The organism is Pseudoalteromonas ulvae UL12 (assembly GCF_014925405.1).
GTDB lineage: Bacteria > Pseudomonadota > Gammaproteobacteria > Enterobacterales > Alteromonadaceae > Pseudoalteromonas > Pseudoalteromonas ulvae.
The window spans coordinates 56,387-73,421 of record NZ_AQHJ01000023.1 but is presented as its reverse complement, the minus strand read 5'-3'; the positions used below and the strand labels follow the sequence as shown (position 1 = coordinate 73,421).

The 17,035-nt window shown below is 42.7% G+C and carries 14 protein-coding genes and 1 tRNA gene; 11 read left to right on the top strand and 4 right to left on the bottom strand.

Going from position 1 to position 17,035, the window contains the following annotated elements; all coding sequences use genetic code 11:
* The first annotated feature begins 24 nt into the window (after positions 1-24).
* From folP to PULV_RS03810, 5 genes are all read left to right on the top strand, one after another.
* Positions 25-864, top strand: coding sequence for a dihydropteroate synthase (gene folP, locus PULV_RS03830; protein ID WP_193330963.1), 840 nt, complete (start codon positions 25-27; stop codon positions 862-864).
* Positions 865-2,217: a phosphoglucosamine mutase gene (gene glmM, locus PULV_RS03825; RefSeq protein WP_086742871.1), complete on the top strand. Its 1,353-nt coding sequence runs from the start codon at positions 865-867 to the stop codon at positions 2,215-2,217.
* 71 nt (positions 2,218-2,288) lie between these two features.
* On the top strand, positions 2,289-3,038 hold the full coding sequence (gene tpiA / locus PULV_RS03820) for a triose-phosphate isomerase (protein ID WP_193330962.1): 750 nt from the start codon (positions 2,289-2,291) through the stop codon (positions 3,036-3,038).
* A gap of 2 nt (positions 3,039-3,040) precedes the next feature.
* Positions 3,041-3,397, top strand: a complete 357-nt coding sequence (gene secG / locus PULV_RS03815) for a preprotein translocase subunit SecG (RefSeq protein ID WP_193330961.1) — start codon at positions 3,041-3,043, stop codon at positions 3,395-3,397.
* 7 nt (positions 3,398-3,404) lie between these two features.
* Positions 3,405-3,490: transfer RNA gene (locus PULV_RS03810), tRNA-Leu, on the top strand.
* 81 nt (positions 3,491-3,571) lie between these two features.
* On the opposite strand, the gene PULV_RS03805 is transcribed toward PULV_RS03810, so the two are convergent.
* From PULV_RS03805 to PULV_RS03790, 4 genes are all read right to left on the bottom strand, one after another.
* Positions 3,572-3,982, bottom strand: coding sequence for a type 2 periplasmic-binding domain-containing protein (locus PULV_RS03805; RefSeq protein WP_086742874.1), 411 nt, complete (start codon positions 3,980-3,982; stop codon positions 3,572-3,574).
* A gap of 13 nt (positions 3,983-3,995) precedes the next feature.
* Positions 3,996-5,189, bottom strand: a complete 1,194-nt coding sequence (locus PULV_RS03800) for a porin (protein ID WP_086742875.1) — start codon at positions 5,187-5,189, stop codon at positions 3,996-3,998.
* Between the two features lie 164 nt (positions 5,190-5,353).
* Complete coding sequence (locus tag PULV_RS03795; protein ID WP_086742876.1) at positions 5,354-5,680, bottom strand: hypothetical protein; 327 nt, start codon at positions 5,678-5,680, stop codon at positions 5,354-5,356.
* 51 nt (positions 5,681-5,731) lie between these two features.
* Positions 5,732-6,232 carry a DUF1543 domain-containing protein gene (locus PULV_RS03790; protein ID WP_086742877.1) on the bottom strand — a complete coding sequence of 167 codons (501 nt, stop codon included), beginning with the start codon at positions 6,230-6,232 and terminating at the stop codon, positions 5,732-5,734.
* A 144-nt stretch (positions 6,233-6,376) separates the two neighbouring features.
* On the opposite strand from PULV_RS03790, the gene PULV_RS03785 reads away from it, so the two are divergent.
* From PULV_RS03785 to accD, 6 genes are all read left to right on the top strand, one after another.
* Positions 6,377-7,150, top strand: coding sequence for a hypothetical protein (locus PULV_RS03785; protein WP_086742878.1), 774 nt, complete (start codon positions 6,377-6,379; stop codon positions 7,148-7,150).
* Between the two features lie 405 nt (positions 7,151-7,555).
* Positions 7,556-10,696, top strand: a complete 3,141-nt coding sequence (locus tag PULV_RS03780; protein ID WP_193331255.1) for a glycosyl hydrolase family 18 protein — start codon at positions 7,556-7,558, stop codon at positions 10,694-10,696.
* Positions 10,697-10,743: 47 nt separating this feature from the next.
* The gene (locus PULV_RS03775; RefSeq protein ID WP_193330960.1) at positions 10,744-12,324 is read left to right on the top strand and encodes a lytic polysaccharide monooxygenase; all 1,581 of its coding nucleotides are present in this window, start codon (positions 10,744-10,746) and stop codon (positions 12,322-12,324) included.
* 39 nt (positions 12,325-12,363) lie between these two features.
* A complete protein-coding gene (locus tag PULV_RS03770) occupies positions 12,364-14,988 on the top strand; it encodes a glycosyl hydrolase family 18 protein (RefSeq protein WP_193330959.1) in 2,625 nt (874 codons plus the stop codon).
* A 215-nt stretch (positions 14,989-15,203) separates the two neighbouring features.
* Positions 15,204-15,992, top strand: coding sequence for a tRNA pseudouridine(38-40) synthase TruA (gene truA, locus PULV_RS03765; RefSeq protein ID WP_193331254.1), 789 nt, complete (start codon positions 15,204-15,206; stop codon positions 15,990-15,992).
* 148 nt (positions 15,993-16,140) lie between these two features.
* Positions 16,141-17,013 (top strand): acetyl-CoA carboxylase, carboxyltransferase subunit beta, encoded by an 873-nt coding sequence (gene accD, locus PULV_RS03760; protein WP_193330958.1) that lies wholly within the window; start codon positions 16,141-16,143, stop codon positions 17,011-17,013.
* The last annotated feature ends 22 nt before the right edge of the window (positions 17,014-17,035 follow it).

The window sequence follows — 17,035 nt, the reverse complement described above, 5'->3', positions numbered from 1 at the left end:
TACGCTCGTATTGATAGGTAATGCATGTCTATTTTAACGTTACGTCAAGGTCGCTCGTTAGACCTAAGTAAGGCTCCTCATGTTATGGGGATCTTAAATACTACTCCTGATTCATTTTCAGATGGCGGGTGCCATAATACATTCGACAGCGCTGTCATTAAGGCGCTGCAAATGTTGGCAGAGGGGGCTTCTATCATAGATATTGGCGGCGAATCCACTCGGCCAAATGCACCAGAAGTCGCTCTTGATGAGGAACTAAAACGCACTATCCCAGTCATTAAAGCGCTTAGAATGCAATCTGATTGTATTATTTCGATTGATACCAGCAAGGCTGAGGTCATGAAGCAGGCTGTCGCTGCGGGTGCTGACATCATCAATGATGTCAGAGCGTTGCAAGAACCTGGTGCGCTTGAAATGGCAGCGCAGTTACAGGTGCCGGTGTGTTTAATGCATATGCAAGGCGCACCGCGGACAATGCAAAATAACCCTGTTTACACCGATTTAATCTCAGAAATTAATTGCTTTTTTGAAGAGCGAATTGATGCATGTGTCAAAAAGGGGTTCTTATTAGAGAATATTATTCTCGATCCCGGTTTTGGATTTGGTAAAACACTGCAGCACAATTATCAGTTATTAAAAGAACTTGGACAGTTTAGGTTGCACGGTTGCGAAGTGTTGGCGGGGTTGTCTCGAAAATCGATGATTGGAAACTTGTTGTCGCGTGACACAGAACATCGATTGGCGGGCTCGCTCGCGGGGGCGCTTATCGCAGCGCAAAAAGGTGCAAAAATTATTCGTGTACATGACGTGGCACAAACCGTCGATGTATTAAAAGTTTGGCAAGCAACAGAATATGGAATTTAGATGAGTAATAAAAAACATTTTGGCACGGATGGCGTGCGCGGGTTAGTTGGTCAATATCCAATTACGCCAGAATTTGCATTAAAGCTCGGTTGGGCTGCGGGTAAAGTCCTATCACAAAAGGGCACAAAAAAAGTCATCATCGGAAAAGATACCCGTATTTCAGGTTATTTATTAGAAACATCTTTAGAAGCTGGGTTAATTTCAGCAGGCATAAATGTAGTGTTGCTTGGTCCAATGCCAACCCCTGCGGTCGCGTATTTGACACAAACATTTCGTGCCGAGGCGGGAATTGTGATCAGTGCATCACATAATCCATTTCATGATAATGGTATCAAGTTTTTCTCTAGCCAAGGGTTAAAGTTACCTGATGATGTGGAAATGCAAATTGAAGCTATGTTAGATGAAGAAATGACCTGCGTTGCATCTGAACAGCTTGGTAAGGCACGCCGTCTGGATAATGCTGATGGTCGTTACATTGAGTTTTGCAAAAGCCAATTTCCAGATCGTATGTCGTTAGAAGGTTTGAAAGTCGTGGTCGATTGTGCCAATGGTGCGACTTATCATATTGCTCCATCGGTATTATCAGAGCTTGGCGCAGAAGTGATCAGCTTTGCTTGTCAACCGAATGGCTTGAATATTAATCTCGAATGTGGCGCGACCCATGTTGATGCTTTGGTGCGCAAAGTTCTTGAAGAAAAAGCAGATGTCGGTATTGCTTATGATGGCGATGGAGACCGAGTCATGATGGTTGATCGCAAAGGCCGTGTGTTTGACGGGGACGATATTGTCTATATTTTAGCATGTCAGGCACAGCAAGATGGTAGTCTTGGTGAGACGGGTGTAGCAGGCACTGTCATGTCTAATATGGGGTTAGAAAATGCGTTAGTTGAACGCGGCATCCCGTTTGCACGCAGCAAAGTGGGTGATCGTTATGTCATGGAGCTATTAAAGCAAAAAGGGTGGAAAATAGGTGGTGAAAGCTCAGGCCACATCCTTAATCTTGATTTAACGTCGACAGGGGATGGCATCATTTCAAGTCTACAAGTATTAGCAGCGATGATCGCACAAAATAAAACACTCGAAGACTTGGGCAAAGGATTCGTTAAGTATCCTATGAAAATGATCAATGTTCGTTACCCTCAAGGGACTGATCCGGTCAATGACTCTCGTGTTATTGAGTCAGTTAAGGAAGTCGAAGCGCTCCTTGCTGGAAAAGGCCGAGTTTTACTGCGTAAATCGGGAACTGAACCTGTTGTGCGTGTCATGGTCGAAGCTGAGCAAGAGAAGCAAGTTATCGATTTTGCAACAAAAATCGCCGAAGTTGTTGAAAGTGTGAGCAATCAGTCAGTTTAACTAAACTATTTTCTTGAATCTTTGGGTGAGTCGCGCTAGTATCTCGCCCGCTTAACAAGTTGGAGTAATTAATGAAATTACGCAAAAAAATGGTTGCCGGCAACTGGAAGATGAATGGTTCAGTTGAATTGGTTAATCAGATGGCCAACGCTGTAAAAGCAGCAGAACTAGATAACGTAGATGTAGTGGTTTTTCCACCTTTTCCTTTGTTATCCAACGCGATTAATACTGGGCTCAATGTTGGTTCGCAGACAGTTTCTCATGAAGAAGCAGGTGCGTTTACAGGTGAAGTCGATGCAAGTTTAGTGTACGAGCTAGGTTGTAAATACACTCTAGTTGGTCATTCAGAACGTCGAAGCTTGTATGGTGAGTCTGATAGTTTAATCGCGAAGAAATTTGCAAGAGCACAGTCTTCTCAGCTCATTCCAATTTTATGTGTGGGTGAAACAGAGCAAGAGCGCGAACAAGATTTAACCGAGTCGGTGATTTCAAAGCAATTAGATGCTGTAATTGACGATTTAGGTGTGGTGTCTTTAGATAAATCTGTGATAGCATACGAACCCGTTTGGGCGATAGGCACAGGTAAAACTGCGACGCCAGAACAAGCACAACAAGTGCATCAGTTCATAAGAACTAAAATTGCTGCACTCGATGCAGATGTAGCTCAATCGCTTATTATCCTTTACGGTGGTAGCGTCAATGAGTCTAGTAGCGAATTATTGTTTGCACAACCAGATATTGATGGCGGATTGGTCGGTGGCGCAAGCCTAAAACCTGACAGTTTCGTTAATATTTGCCAAAGTGCACAAGGGAACGTATAACGATGTACGAAATTTTATTGGTTATCTATTTAATTGTTGCTTTAGCTCTGATCGGAATGGTGCTAATCCAACAAGGTAAGGGCGCAGATATGGGCTCTTCATTTGGCGCAGGTGCTTCGGCTACTGTATTTGGTTCGAGTGGTGCAGGTAACTTCATGACTAAAACCACAACAACACTAGCAGCTGTATTTTTTGTTTTAAGTATCGTTCTTGGTAACTTAACAGCTGGCCAAATTAAGAAAACAGACGAGTGGTCTGATTTATCTACTGCACCTGCTGCAGAAGTAGTTGAAAAGATTGTTCCAGTTGTTGAAGATGTACCAGTATCAGAGAATAAAACATCTGAAGTTCCAAACTAAAGTATTTGCCGTGGTGGTGGAATTGGTAGACACGCCATCTTGAGGGGGTGGTGAGCTATGCTCGTGCGGGTTCAAGTCCCGCTCACGGCACCAAATAAAAAAGCCAACTGAGAAATCAGTTGGCTTTTTGCTGTTTTAAATACACTTAACTGTAAAACAAATTCAATCTCAGAATTAAAATGTCGCAATCACTTTCACACTGTCGTCTACTTTACCTGCATCAACAAAGCCAATGGCGTTTGGATTGGACGCCACAAACTGGAGCATTGCAGCATCATTCTCAAGTTTTTTAGGAGGAGTTCCTTTTCCTGTGAAAACCAATTTAGACCAATACGCGTTAACTTGACTACTTGATTTTTTTAACACCTTATCATTGAACTCTTCTGTCGTAGCATGGCCATCATCTAAGGTGGCAAATTCAATTTTGTCACCACTTGGAAAAGATTTAGATTTTCCTAAGTAAATTTTAGCGATTGCACTTTGATCTAAGCTATTTGCATTAGCAGTATTAACCACAATGGCCACTTCTGCAGTGGCAAACCATGAGCAGCAACTCAAAATTAAAATTGAAGATAATTTTTTCATGTGTGTGCGCTCCTTAAAAGACAAGATCAACGCCGAAGGCGAGGACATCTGTATCGGTGTTTGTTAGCGAGTTATCAACTATCGTGTAATCTATTTTCAGTGCTGCTGAAGAATGGAAGTCATAGCGAATACCAAATGACATCGAGCTTGAATCAACCATAGTCCCTGCAAGTGCTGCATTGGTTAAGTCACGTAGCAGTGGCGCATTGGGGTTAGTTGGATCGGTAGAGACGGGAATAGTGCCAAATACAGGGTGTTCGATGGTAACTGGCACTGTGTTATATTTACTCGTTTCGTGCTCAACATCGCGTTTCTCATAGGTCATATGAATCAGCCATTCATCAATGCGATATCCCGCTGCAAGGTAATACTGTTCTTGTGGGGCAATAAAGCTATTGTCGACATTGAGCTCAGTAAATTCACCATCGAGTAAGAAATTTTCATAATCAACAGAAAATCCTAATCCCAAGAAGCTACCATCATCTTTATCAATCAGTAATTCGTCTACTTGGTCGGTTAACCCATAGTTATTTAAGCCGGCAATTAATCCAGTAAACTGAGGTGAGTTTTCGCCACTTACAGTGGTTTCTGCTACAAAATATGCCGCGCGAAGGCTGAGCCACTCATACATCATCGTCCAGTTTACACCGACAATACCATCGAGCTTAGATGGGTCGTTGTCTGTAAACGTTCTTACATCACCACTAGTAGCGCCACCAATCACTTGCAGAGTTGAGTCCCACTCTCCAAGTTGGGTGTTGTACACTAAGCTTAAGCCTTCATAAGTTGAAAAAGGAAGGTTGTAGACCGACTGTGGTGGTCTAATCCAACGGTAGGCATAACCCACGTCAAGAAAGTCTGAGTAACGGTAAAAAGGAACGCGCATTCGACCAGCGCTTACTTGTGTCTGATCATTAATTTGGTAAGTTAAATAAGCCCATTCAAACTCAGCATTAAAGTCATTACTGCCTTTTGCCATTATTTGAGCGGTTGCACTCAAGTTTTCTTGTAAATCGGCAGAGACTTGCAGTGCAAATAAACTCTCATTTTCGAAAGAAAATTCGTCAGTATAACCGAATAAATTACTGTTTTTATCTAATGTCATTCCACCAATGATGGATGCGAATCCATTGACTCTGACTTCTGCTTGCACGGAACTAGCGCAACAGGCAAGACCAATAGCGTACACGAGTAACTGTTTTTTCATGTTTTTCATCCTAATGTTGCTTTTATGTGTGTTTTCACATTTACAGTGTAGTAATGCATTGATTAAAAGCCAAAAAGATAAAGGTGTACCTTTAATTTTTAAGTAGAGTCAACAGCTGTATTTAAGTGCCTGCGTATCCGCAAGAACATTGATGGGATGTTTGTTTAGCTACGCGCAAAAAAAACTTCGATTCGTTGTGCGAGTAGCTCTTCAATTTCTTCTTCGAAGGCAGACTTATTTGTTTGAAATAGGTTGAGATACATGGCAACTTTTTCGTCGTTCAAGTTACGTTTGTTGATAGAGTACTCCCACTCAGGCAGTTTTTTATCGTACCGAGCCACAAAATTAAAACGAGCATAGTGTAGTTGAGGGGGTTGCTTATTGATAAACGAGCAAAACTCTTCTATAAAATCAATCCCCTGAGGCCCTAGGCAACCTGGTTCTAGCCGAAAAAGTACTGTGAGTTGTTTTTCTAATGGTAAAGCATTCATTCGGTATTCTCTGTGGGAATAGACTCATCAAAGATAGTAGAAAGTTGTTAATTATAAAACATGGTACCCATACCAATCAGGGATAAATGCTTGCGTGTGGGGTGTCGGGGTCAGATGAATATATTGGTGAAGATCAAATAGAGAGACTTTAAAACAATCGTCGATGTCGTAGCTGTCATCTTTGTGTTGTAACTCAGTATTTCTTAATAATTGCTGCTTGGCTCTTGAAATAGCATGGGCTTCGCTTGTGGCAACAAATACCCCAAATTCATGTTGTTCTGCGATTTTATCCTTTTGATAACCGCCAATATTAACAAAATAAAGACTCAATTGAGTATCTTGAGGTTCATTGGCAATCGTGATGCTGTAACCATCGACATACCTTAATGTGATGTATGCGTCGAGGTGTACGCTGTTTTTATTGCCTATCCAGCGCTGTTTAAGCTCTGAAAATGTATGTTCAATATTGGGTCCTACTACAAATTGCACGTCATGAATTTCAATGTTGCCACCTGTGATACGCCCTCCTAAATAGGTTAAAAAAAGGTTCATTAAAACTCCCGAAAAGTTAGTAGGCTCGCTTGCATGATCAGGTGACAAAACATACAGATAATTAATCAATTAAAACAGTCGAGGTGAAACGGCTTTGACTGTAAAATTAATCATATGACAACAAATCGATAATGAATACCACCTATGCAGGATGTCACTTACTTTAAAATGAATGCGCTCAGCTCAGAGCATTATCATCAATGCTTTTATTGCGGCTGTTTAGCAACAGAGCTAGATTACGTACCGCCTAAACAATACGTAAAAGATTACCAATTAGACCAAGATGATGGCGATTTTTATGCGGTACCTAGTTGTTTAGAGTGCGTCTCATTGCTTAAAAAAAACCACGCAGCCTACGTTACTTTACGCAGAGATAAATTAAAGCAACTCCTCGCTCAAAAATACCAACGTGCAATTCATGTTTATCAAGTATGGCAAGAAGATGAAATCGAGGAACTCGATTACCATTTAGCCAAAAGTATCGCAGCAGGGCTTATCTTAGGGAAAGAATCCCTCGAGAGAGTTGAATTTTCAGGGTTTAGCTATGAGGTCGATGGTCACAAGCATCATGTATTACCAGAAGCGAAGCTGGCTATTAAAGTTGATGATCGGGTTTTTTACACCACTAAAGAGGCGCTTGATTATGCAAATAAGACTTATCGAATTCCAAAAGCAACCTTGATCGACTTGCTGGAAATTTATAATGATGATTACAATCAAGCTATTTATCGATTTGGGCAAATGCAATTAGAAAAAGAGCATGATAAAGCCCTTAAAAAACAATGCGGCGATTTTGCAAAGCAACATAAACAAAATACAAAATTTGTCATTCGCACTGTTGAATATTATTTAAACGAAGATGAAGAAATGACAATTCAACAAGCACTTGAAAAGCTATTAACTGAACGACTGAGTTAATAGCTAGTTTACTCACTCATGTGACTGCCATATGACAAAAATTGCTTTCCTATATAATTATTAGTTCTAATTAATAACTTTTATTTCATTTTTGAAAGGGGCAAAAGTGTCCCTGAAATACACTGCAAAGCCCCTAAACCACTGGCGTTAATTAAATGTAACAATTATTTACATTTGTGCAGTACGTGTTTTTTAGAGTAAAAACTCAGTTGCATTTTAATTCATGATAAATTCACTTTTTAATCTAATGCACTGTTTTTATTGGTTAATGTATTTTTACCTGAACGTAAGCTGAACCCATTTTTATATTTGCCACTTTGTTAAATCCTATGTTAGCTTGTAATCTTAATGGGTAATATTGTTAAGTTGAAGTTAACTGGAGGCGTTGTGAAAAACACGAAAATGATGCAGCGAGCATTTAAGCTCAGCACTTTCTCTGTACTGATAAGTGCAGCGGGTGCGCAAGCGCAAACTGTCGATTGTACAAATATCGATCAATGGCTAAGTGGTCAAGCTTACACAGCAGGGCAAACAGCTCAGAAAGCGAATCAGGCTTTTAAAGCGAAATGGTGGACTCAAGCAGATCCGTTAACACATTCAGGGCCATGGCAAGAATGGGAAACGCTTGGTGCGTGTAGTGGCACCGATGTGCCGAATGAAAATCCAATGGTGCTTATCACCGAGCCAGGGCAAAACACTGTTTTCACTGAAAAAGACAGCGTTGTCATAAAGGCTGATGCAAGCGATGCTGATGGCACTGTGAAGCAAGTTGAATTTTTCGCAAATGGTCAGCTTATTAGCTCTGACGCAAGTGCTCCATATTCAGCGCAATGGCTTGCAAGTGTTGGTGATGTTGTCCTGACAGCCATTGTTGAAGATGATAAAGGTGCGCGCGTTACTTCAAGCGCTGTTGCTATCAAAGTCAATACTGCTTCGCCAGGCAATCAAGCACCGCAAACCTTATTGAGCATCACCTCAGGGACTACTTCTGTTAATATTAATGACAGCGTTGTCTTTGGGTTGTCAGGTCAAGACACCGATGGCCAAGTTGTTTCACTAGAGCTGTTCGAAAATGGCCAATCGGTCAGTCAAGTCAATGGTGCTAGCGGCGAATTTACTTTCAACGCAGCCGCCGTGGGTCGGTTTGAATTTACTTTGGTAGCTAAGGATGACTTAGGTGCTACGACAACAAGCTCGGCTGTGGTGATTAATGTTAAAGATGCTACAACTCCCCCTGATGACGACCGAGATAATTGTAAACCTGAAGGCTTGTACCAAACTCCAGGAGTCAATACCCCTTATTGTACAGTGTACGATGCCAATGGGCGTGAAGAGATGGGCGCTGATCATCCACGTCGTGTTATCGGTTATTTCACCAGTTGGCGGACAGGTAAAAATGACCAACCCAGTTATTTAGCCAAAGACATTCCTTGGGACAAAATCACTCATATTAATTATGCCTTTGCTCATGTTGACGCTGAAAACAAAGTGTCAATTGGCAATCCAAATGCAGTGAATAATGCTGCTACCAACATGGAATGGCCGGGCGTAGAAGGGGCTGAAATGGATCCTAGCTTTAGCTATACGGGTCACTTTAACTTATTGAACAAATACAAAAAGCTCCACCCTGATGTTAAAACATTGATTTCAGTGGGCGGCTGGGCTGAAACGGGTGGATACTTTGGTGCTGATGGTAACCGCGTCGCCAGTGGTGGTTTTTATACCATGACCACCAATGCTGATGGCTCAATCAACCATGCTGGTATTGATGCATTTGCTAAAAGTTCAGTTGAGTTTATTCAACGATATGGCTTCGATGGTGTCGATATCGATTACGAATATCCCTCTTCGATGAATGATGCCGGTCACCCAGATGATTTTCCTATTTCAAATGCGCGTCGAGCGGGTTTAAACGCGTCGTACAATGTGTTGATGAAACGTCTGCGTGAAGAGCTCGACATGGCTGGTGAAAAAGCAGGTAAGCATTATATGCTCACGATTGCTTCGCCATCTTCGGGTTATTTATTACGTGGGATGGAAACATTCCAAGCAACGCAATATCTCGATTATGTCAACATCATGTCTTATGACTTGCATGGTGCATGGAATGACCATGTTGGTCATAACGCTGCACTATATGACACAGGTAAAGATTCTGAGCTTGCTGCATGGAATGTCTACGGTACTAAAGAGTTCGAAGGGATTGGTTATTTAAACACTGATTGGGCTGTGACGTATTTCCGTGGTGCACTCAGTGCTGGGCGCATCAATATTGGCGTGCCTTATTACACCCGAGGTTTTAAAGATGTAAGTGGTGGTACGGACGGACTCTGGGGCAGAGCGCCGCTTCCTAATCAAGCCGATTGTCCAGTGGGAACCGGAAAAGGAGAGAAAAACAACTGTGGTAATGGCGCCGTAGGTATCGATAATCTTTGGCATGATTTAGGTAAAAATAATGAAGAAATTCCAGCCGGTAGTAACCCACTTTGGCATGTGAAAAACCTTCAAAATGGGATTTTACCTTCTTATTTAGGTGTGTATGGACTCGATCCTGCGAATGTTGCAGATGATCAGCTTGTGGGCACTTATGCACGTAAATACGACAGTGTCGCTGTTGCGCCATGGTTATGGAATGCAGAGAAAAAAGTCTTCTTATCAATCGAAGATGAAGAGTCAATGGCCACCAAAGTTGATTACATCATCAATAAAGGTCTGGGCGGTATCATGTTCTGGGAGCTTGCTGGTGACTTTGATTATGATGCAGTGAAAAAAGAATATTTCATGGGTTCGACCATGACATCTATTGCTTATAACAAGTTTAGCCAAGCGGCAGGGTACGACATCAATAAAGGTGCGGCTGAGTTTGTGTTACCTGCAGAATCAGTGGATATCAGCTTTGAAACAAAAGACTTTCCAGTTGGCGATAAAAACTACCCAATTTCACCAACATTTGCTTTTACCAATCACTCAGTCCTTGATTTAAGCGGTGCCAAAATTTCGTTTGATGTGCCTGTGTCTACATCGGCTATTTTCAAATCAAATTGGAACGCTCAAGAGAAGCTTGGCATGGTGGTGGAGAAAAACGCTTCAAATGCTGCGGGTAATAACATTGGTGGGTATGAAAATGAGTTCCACCGTTTTTCTATTACCTTAGTGAACGAGTTTGGCAGTGTGGTGAAATCCTTCCTTCCGGGTGAAACCATTAATGCACAAGTGATGTATTACATGCCAATCACTGGACCTGTTAATTTTACCATTGAGAAAGACGGCAAAGTCTACGCAGCAGCGTTTGAATACCCACATTTACCAGCAGCGACTCAACCTGGCAATGGTGGTGGGGGCGGTAACGCTGATGGCACCTGTGAAGGGGTTAAAATTGCCGACATCCCTGTTTATCCTGATTTCCCTCGAAAAGATTGGGCAGGCAACCCATCACATGCCAATGCGGGTGATTTGTTAGTGCATAACAATGGCGTATTTAAAGCAAAGTGGTGGACTGCCACAGAGCCTGGTACATCTGATTGGACAAAAGCCTGTAGCCTTTAATCAATCAATGTTGAGGGCTTTGGCCCTCAGCATTTGAGGAGACAAATATGAAACCTATTTTTAAAGTGACTCTGATCACAAGTGCACTGGGTTTGGTTGCTACTCTAGCCTCACCGTCAGTGACGGCACATGGTTACATGGATAGCCCAAAAGCACGCCAAGCGTTTTGTGAAGCACAAGGTGGGTATTGGTGGCCACAAGATGGTTCGAACATCCCGAACCTAGCTTGCCGTGCCGCTTTTTTAGAGTCGGGTCATGTTCAGTTTATTCAAGAACATGAGTTTTCAGTCAATACTGCTGATTTTTTAAATCAAGCGGCTGTTGAAGCAAATATACCTGATGGCACGTTATGCAGTGCTGGCAGCCACCAAAAGCGGGGGATGAATTTACCTTCAGCGGATTGGCAAAAAACCGTGGTTACGCCTAACGCTAATGGCGAAATTAACGTTCGTTTTCGTGCTACAACACCGCATAACCCAAGTTTTTGGCAATTTTATTTATCTAAACCAAGTTTTAATGCAGCGACAGATACTCTGAAGTGGCAAGACTTAGAGTTAGTGCAAAGTTATGGCAATGTTGATTTTGTCAAAGATCCTGATGACAAACGTTACTATGAAATGAAGGTGGCGATCCCTGCAGATAGACAAGGGGAAGCACTGTTATACACCCGTTGGCAACGGGATGATGTCGTCGGAGAAGGGTTTTATAACTGTAGCGATATTATTATCCAACAAGATACAGTCACCCCAGTCGATTGGTTTGCATTGGGCTATTTTGTTCGTCAAGGACAGCAAGCCAATGTCGGCGACACTGTGTGGTTGCGCTTATTTGATACCACAGGCCAAGAGTTGGTCAGTGAGCAATTAGCTGTTACAACTCAAAATCAAGCTAGTTGGCAAGCGCAATTGGCTGATTCACTTAACCTTAATTACAGTCAGTACCTCCAAGTGGGTGTACAAGGAGCCGATGGCAATATTGCATTTGATGCCAGTAATGTCGCCTCAAATCAAGTATTCGCTGTAAATAAGGATTATAGCTTTGCGTTATCTGTGCAAGTCGCGCCAGATAATACCCCACCGATTGTTAATGACATTGCTGATGTATCCCTAGATGAAGCAACTTCTATCAACGTGCATGTTCATGCCTTTGATGATGAAAATGATCCCATAACGTTTACGTACGATGTCCCAGCACCACTGACCTATAGCGCAGAGGGAATGAACTTAACACTTGCCGCGGGCGAAGTGGATACCAATACCACAGTGATTATCGGTGTCACGGTCAGTGATGGGCAATTAAGCACGACAAAGCGCTTTAATGTCACCGTGAATGACACTCCGGTGGTTGATCCGACCGATCCTGCGTGGCAAGAAAACAAAGCTTATTCTGCTGGTGATATCGTTACTTATAACGGACAAAAGTACCGTGCTAAATGGTGGGTTAAAGGAGAGAAACCTGACACCAGTTCAGCGTGGGAGTTGCTGTCACCAACCAGTAATGATCAATGGCAAGCAGTGAAGTCATACCCAGGAGGCAGTGAAGTGAGTCACTTGGGAGCAAAATATCAGGCTAAGTGGTGGACTCAAGGCGAAGAGCCTGGGAAAGCATCAGTCTGGCAAGCCCTTTAATTCTACATTCAATTTTAACTAAATAACTGAGAGAACATTATGTATAAAAAACTCACCTCAGCATTGGCTGTCGCAGCCGCATTGGCAAGCATGCATGCCACAGCAGCCCCTTCAACCCCAAGCTTAAGCTGGGAAGATCAGCTTTATTCGTTTGTTGATGTCAATATTGACGGTCAAGGTTCGTATAAATCATTAGTGACACGTAAAGATCAAGTCGACATCGCAATAAAGTGGAGTGCCTGGAGCGGTGAAGGTGGCGATAGCTACAAAATTTTATTTGATGGCGTGGTGGTCAACGAAGGTCAGTTAGCGCCAGGAACAAAAACCGGCACAGTGACATTCCCATATACCAAATCTGGACGTCATCAAATGACGATGCAACTTTGCCAAGGCGCTGAATGTGCAAGCAGTGCGGAGAAAAAAATTGTTATTGCTGACACAGATGGTGGGCATTTAGCGCCATTACCAATGAACTACGATCCAAATAACCGTGATTTTAATACTGATCCAAACAAAGTGGTGGGTGCTTATTTTGTCGAGTGGGGGATTTACGGGCGTGATTTTGATGTAACCAAAGTGCCTGGCAAAAACTTAACACATATTTTGTATGGTTTTGTGCCAATTTGTGGGCCTAATGAATCACTAAAAGAAATCGAAAATGGTAACAGCTGGCGTGCTTTACAAAAAGCTTGTGGTGACTCACAAGATTACGAAGTGGTTATTCACGACCCTTGGGCTGCAATCCAAAAGTCACTACCGGGTGTTGATGCCAAAGATCCCATCCGCGGTACTTATTCGCAAATGATGGCACTAAAACAGCGCTATCCTGATCTTAAAATTTTACCGTCTGTCGGTGGATGGACGCTGTCTGATCCGTTTCATGGTTTCACTGATAAAAAGAACCGTGATGTGTTTGTTGCATCGGTTCGTGAATTCTTAAAAACGTGGAAGTTTTATGATGGTGTGGATATTGACTGGGAATTTCCAGGTGGCGGTGGCCCTAATGCAAATTTAGGCGATCCGGTCAAAGACGGTCCAGCTTACATTGCCTTAATGCAAGAGCTTCGTGCCATGTTAACAGAACTCAGCGCTGAAACAGGCAAAGAATATCAGCTCACATCAGCAATCGGCATGGGTTATGACAAGATTGAAGATGTTAACTATCTTCAAGCCGCGCAGTACATGGATTACATTTTTGCCATGACCTATGATTTCTTCGGTGGTTGGAACAACGTAACGGGTCATCAAACCGCGTTATATTGTGGTGAACACATGAGTCCTGATGAGTGTGCTGGCACAGGACTTGATGACAAAGGCCAACCGCGTAAGGGGCCTGCTTATACCACTGATAACGGTATTCAGTTGTTATTACAACAAGGTGTTGCACCAGAGAAAATAGTACTCGGTACAGCTATGTATGGCCGTGGATGGGAAGGTGTTTATCCAGCAAACGCGACTAACCCTGATAATCCGTTCACGGCGCCGGGTAATGGAAAGCTTACAGGCACAAAAGAGCAAGGTGTTTGGGAAGCAGGTGTCATTGACTATAAAGGCATCAAGTCTTCCATGATTGGCGCATCAGGCACGGGTATCAATGGCTTTGAAGTTGGTTATGATGAGCAAGCACAAGGTGCGTATGTTTGGAACCGCGCAACAGGTAAATTAGTGACATACGATAGCCCTCGTTCAACGATAGCTAAAGGTCAATATGCCAATACTTTAGGTCTAGGCGGTTTGTTTGCTTGGGAAATTGATGCAGATAACGGCGATATTTTAAATGCCATGCATGAAGGGTTAGGTAGTACAGGTGGCCCGGTTAATGCAAAACCTGTGGTATCTGTACCTGCTTTAGTCAGTGTCAAAACGGGTGAGCAAGTAACAGTCTCAGCGAGCGCCTCTGATCGTGACAATGACCCACTTACTTATACTTGGACAGTACCTGCTGGTTTAGTTGTATCTGGTAATGATAGCGCTGACTTAGTCGTCACTGCACCATCTGTATCAGTCGATACTGATTTCATTGTCACTGTGGCAGTCTCTGATGGCACGGATACCGTCAGCAAATCTGCAACTGTTCGTGTATTAGCAGCTGATGCCGCAAACACAGCTCCTGTGATTGAAACGATTGCGAATGTATCTGTTGAAGAAGGTCAAGCAATTAATGTAGCGGCAGTGGCATCAGATGCTGATAACGATGCATTATCTTATGAGTGGACAGTCCCTGCAGGTCTGACGTTGTCAGGCACGGGGTCAAATGTCACATTAACCGCTGCAAATGTGACATCAGACACTGACTATACCGTATCAGTGTCAGTATCAGATGGCAAAGCATCGGCATCGACCAGTTTTGTTGTTACAGTGACAAATACAACAACGGGTGGGGGCGATACAACTTGGCAAGCGAGTAAAATTTATTTAGCTGGCGATACTGTCTTGTTCAACGGTAAACAATATCGTGCTAAATGGTGGACACAAGGTAATCAACCTGATCAAGGCGGCCCATGGGAAGAAGTTATTCCTGATGATGGACAAGTTCGCGCTTGGCGTGCTGATTTAGTTTACAACGGCGGTGATGTGGTCACGCATAATAATGCAACCTACAAAGCTGGCTGGTGGACCAAAGGTGAAGAGCCGGGCCAATCAGGTGTTTGGACTAAACAATAAGGTAATCCCTAGATGACACCCAAAGCAGCTATTATTAGCTGCTTTTTTTATGTTCATTTTTTAGATTTGAGCGGGCTCTTTGGTGTGCACTTATACACCTTTTTTAGAGGTGATTTATGATGCACAGTCGTCGTTATGGTAAAAGAGCACTTTTTGTTTGTTCGATAGTTTTATATAATTGCACGTTATTATTGATTAATATTCAGTGGGAAAATATGCGAATAGCTTTAGGTGTCGAATACGACGGTTCTCAATACTTTGGTTGGCAACGCCAAAGTAATGTGATCAGCGTGCAAGAAGAAGTTGAAAAAGCGCTGTCTAGTATTTGTAATCATCCCGTTGAAGTGGTGTGTGCAGGTCGTACTGATTCAGGTGTTCATGGCACAGGTCAAGTTGTTCATTTTGATACAGACGCAAAGCGTGACATCAGTGCTTTTTATCTTGGGATGAACTCTTTATTACCTGATGCTATCGCAGTAAGGTGGGCACAAGAAGTTGACAGCGAATTTCACGCGCGCTTTAGTGCTACGGCACGTCGCTATCGGTATGTGATACTAAATCATAATAATCGTCCGGGTATTCTTAAAAATGGCATCAGCCATTACCACTTACCGTTAAATGTTAATTTGATGCAGCAAGCAACAGATTGCTTGTTAGGCGAAAACGATTTTACCTCTTTTAGAGCGGTTCATTGCCAATCAAATACGCCATTTAGAAATATCAGCCATCTTAGAGTCGACCGCTTTGGCGACTTTGTGGTGATTGATATTAAAGCCAACGCGTTTTTACATCATATGGTGCGCAATATTACCGGGTGTTTAATTGATATCGGCACAGGTAAATATCCACCCGAGTGGATGCAAGAAATTCTTGCCGCAAAAGACCGTACGCAAGCCAGCGCGACAGCAAAAGCGGCGGGTCTCTACTTAGTTGATGTGGATTATCCCGCGCAATGGGGGATCCCAAAGACCCATCCAGGGCCTTTGTTTTTACCTGATTATTAATTTTATAGTGTAATTAGCATGAAATCCTGACAACTAAGACCAGTTTTTTATACCTTAGTCTCAGAAATAATGTTTTAATTGAAAAAATTTGTCTGCTCACCTTGGCAGTCATCACGCGAACGAATATTTAGCATTAAGAGAATTGCGAATGAGCTGGTTAGAAAAGATCTTACCTAAAACAAAATCGTCAGGCCGTAAAGAAATTCCAGAAGGCGTTTGGGCCAAATGTACTGATTGTGATGCGATTTTATATAAAGCAGAACTTGAAAAAGAGTTAGGCGTTTGTCCAAAGTGTAATCACCACATGCGAGTCAGCGCGCGTAAGCGTTTAGAGTATTTCCTCGATGATGCTGATCGTGTTGAAATTGGCACTGAGCATGAACCAAAAGACGTCTTGAAATTTAAAGACTCAAAAAAATACAGTGATCGCATTACTGCGGCTCAAAAAGTCAGCGGTGAAAAAGATGCATTAGTTGCAATGACAGGGCGTTTAAAAGGTGTGCCTGTTGCTGCAGTTGCATTTGAGTTTTCCTTCATGGGTGGCTCAATGGCATCGGTTGTTGGCGCTCGTTTTGTCGATGCAGTTAATTTATGCTTAGAGCATAATATGCCATTGATTTGTTTTTCTGCATCAGGCGGCGCACGGATGCAAGAAGCATTAATGTCATTGATGCAAATGGCTAAAACCAGTGCAGCATTAGCAAAAATGAGTGAAAAAGGCTTACCTTTTGTCTCAGTATTGACGGATCCAACCATGGGCGGTGTATCGGCATCTTTAGCCATGTTAGGTGATATTAATGTGGCAGAGCCTAAAGCGCTGATTGGTTTTGCTGGCCCTCGAGTGATTGAACAAACGGTACGTGAAACGCTTCCTGAAGGGTTCCAGCGTAGTGAGTTTTTACTTGAGCATGGCGCGATTGATATGATTGTGGATCGCCGTGAAATGCGTGATAAACTAGCGCGATTAGTCGCTAAGTTTATGAACTTGCCGTCACCGGAGCAAGAACATAGAATTGCATAACATTTTTATTGTTGAGTAATTT

Excerpts from the sequence above, each read along its gene's own strand:
- folP (WP_193330963.1), top strand. The coding sequence starts at position 25 with ATGTCTATTTTAACGTTACGTCAAGGTCGCTCGTTAGACCTAAGTAAG.
- glmM (WP_086742871.1), top strand. The coding sequence starts at position 865 with ATGAGTAATAAAAAACATTTTGGCACGGATGGCGTGCGCGGGTTAGTT.
- tpiA (WP_193330962.1), top strand. The coding sequence starts at position 2,289 with ATGAAATTACGCAAAAAAATGGTTGCCGGCAACTGGAAGATGAATGGT.
- secG (WP_193330961.1), top strand. The coding sequence starts at position 3,041 with ATGTACGAAATTTTATTGGTTATCTATTTAATTGTTGCTTTAGCTCTG.
- PULV_RS03805 (WP_086742874.1), bottom strand. The coding sequence starts at position 3,982 with ATGAAAAAATTATCTTCAATTTTAATTTTGAGTTGCTGCTCATGGTTT.
- PULV_RS03800 (WP_086742875.1), bottom strand. The coding sequence starts at position 5,189 with ATGAAAAAACAGTTACTCGTGTACGCTATTGGTCTTGCCTGTTGCGCT.
- PULV_RS03795 (WP_086742876.1), bottom strand. The coding sequence starts at position 5,680 with ATGAATGCTTTACCATTAGAAAAACAACTCACAGTACTTTTTCGGCTA.
- PULV_RS03790 (WP_086742877.1), bottom strand. The coding sequence starts at position 6,232 with ATGAACCTTTTTTTAACCTATTTAGGAGGGCGTATCACAGGTGGCAAC.
- PULV_RS03785 (WP_086742878.1), top strand. The coding sequence starts at position 6,377 with ATGCAGGATGTCACTTACTTTAAAATGAATGCGCTCAGCTCAGAGCAT.
- PULV_RS03780 (WP_193331255.1), top strand. The coding sequence starts at position 7,556 with ATGCAGCGAGCATTTAAGCTCAGCACTTTCTCTGTACTGATAAGTGCA.
- PULV_RS03775 (WP_193330960.1), top strand. The coding sequence starts at position 10,744 with ATGAAACCTATTTTTAAAGTGACTCTGATCACAAGTGCACTGGGTTTG.
- PULV_RS03770 (WP_193330959.1), top strand. The coding sequence starts at position 12,364 with ATGTATAAAAAACTCACCTCAGCATTGGCTGTCGCAGCCGCATTGGCA.
- truA (WP_193331254.1), top strand. The coding sequence starts at position 15,204 with ATGCGAATAGCTTTAGGTGTCGAATACGACGGTTCTCAATACTTTGGT.
- accD (WP_193330958.1), top strand. The coding sequence starts at position 16,141 with ATGAGCTGGTTAGAAAAGATCTTACCTAAAACAAAATCGTCAGGCCGT.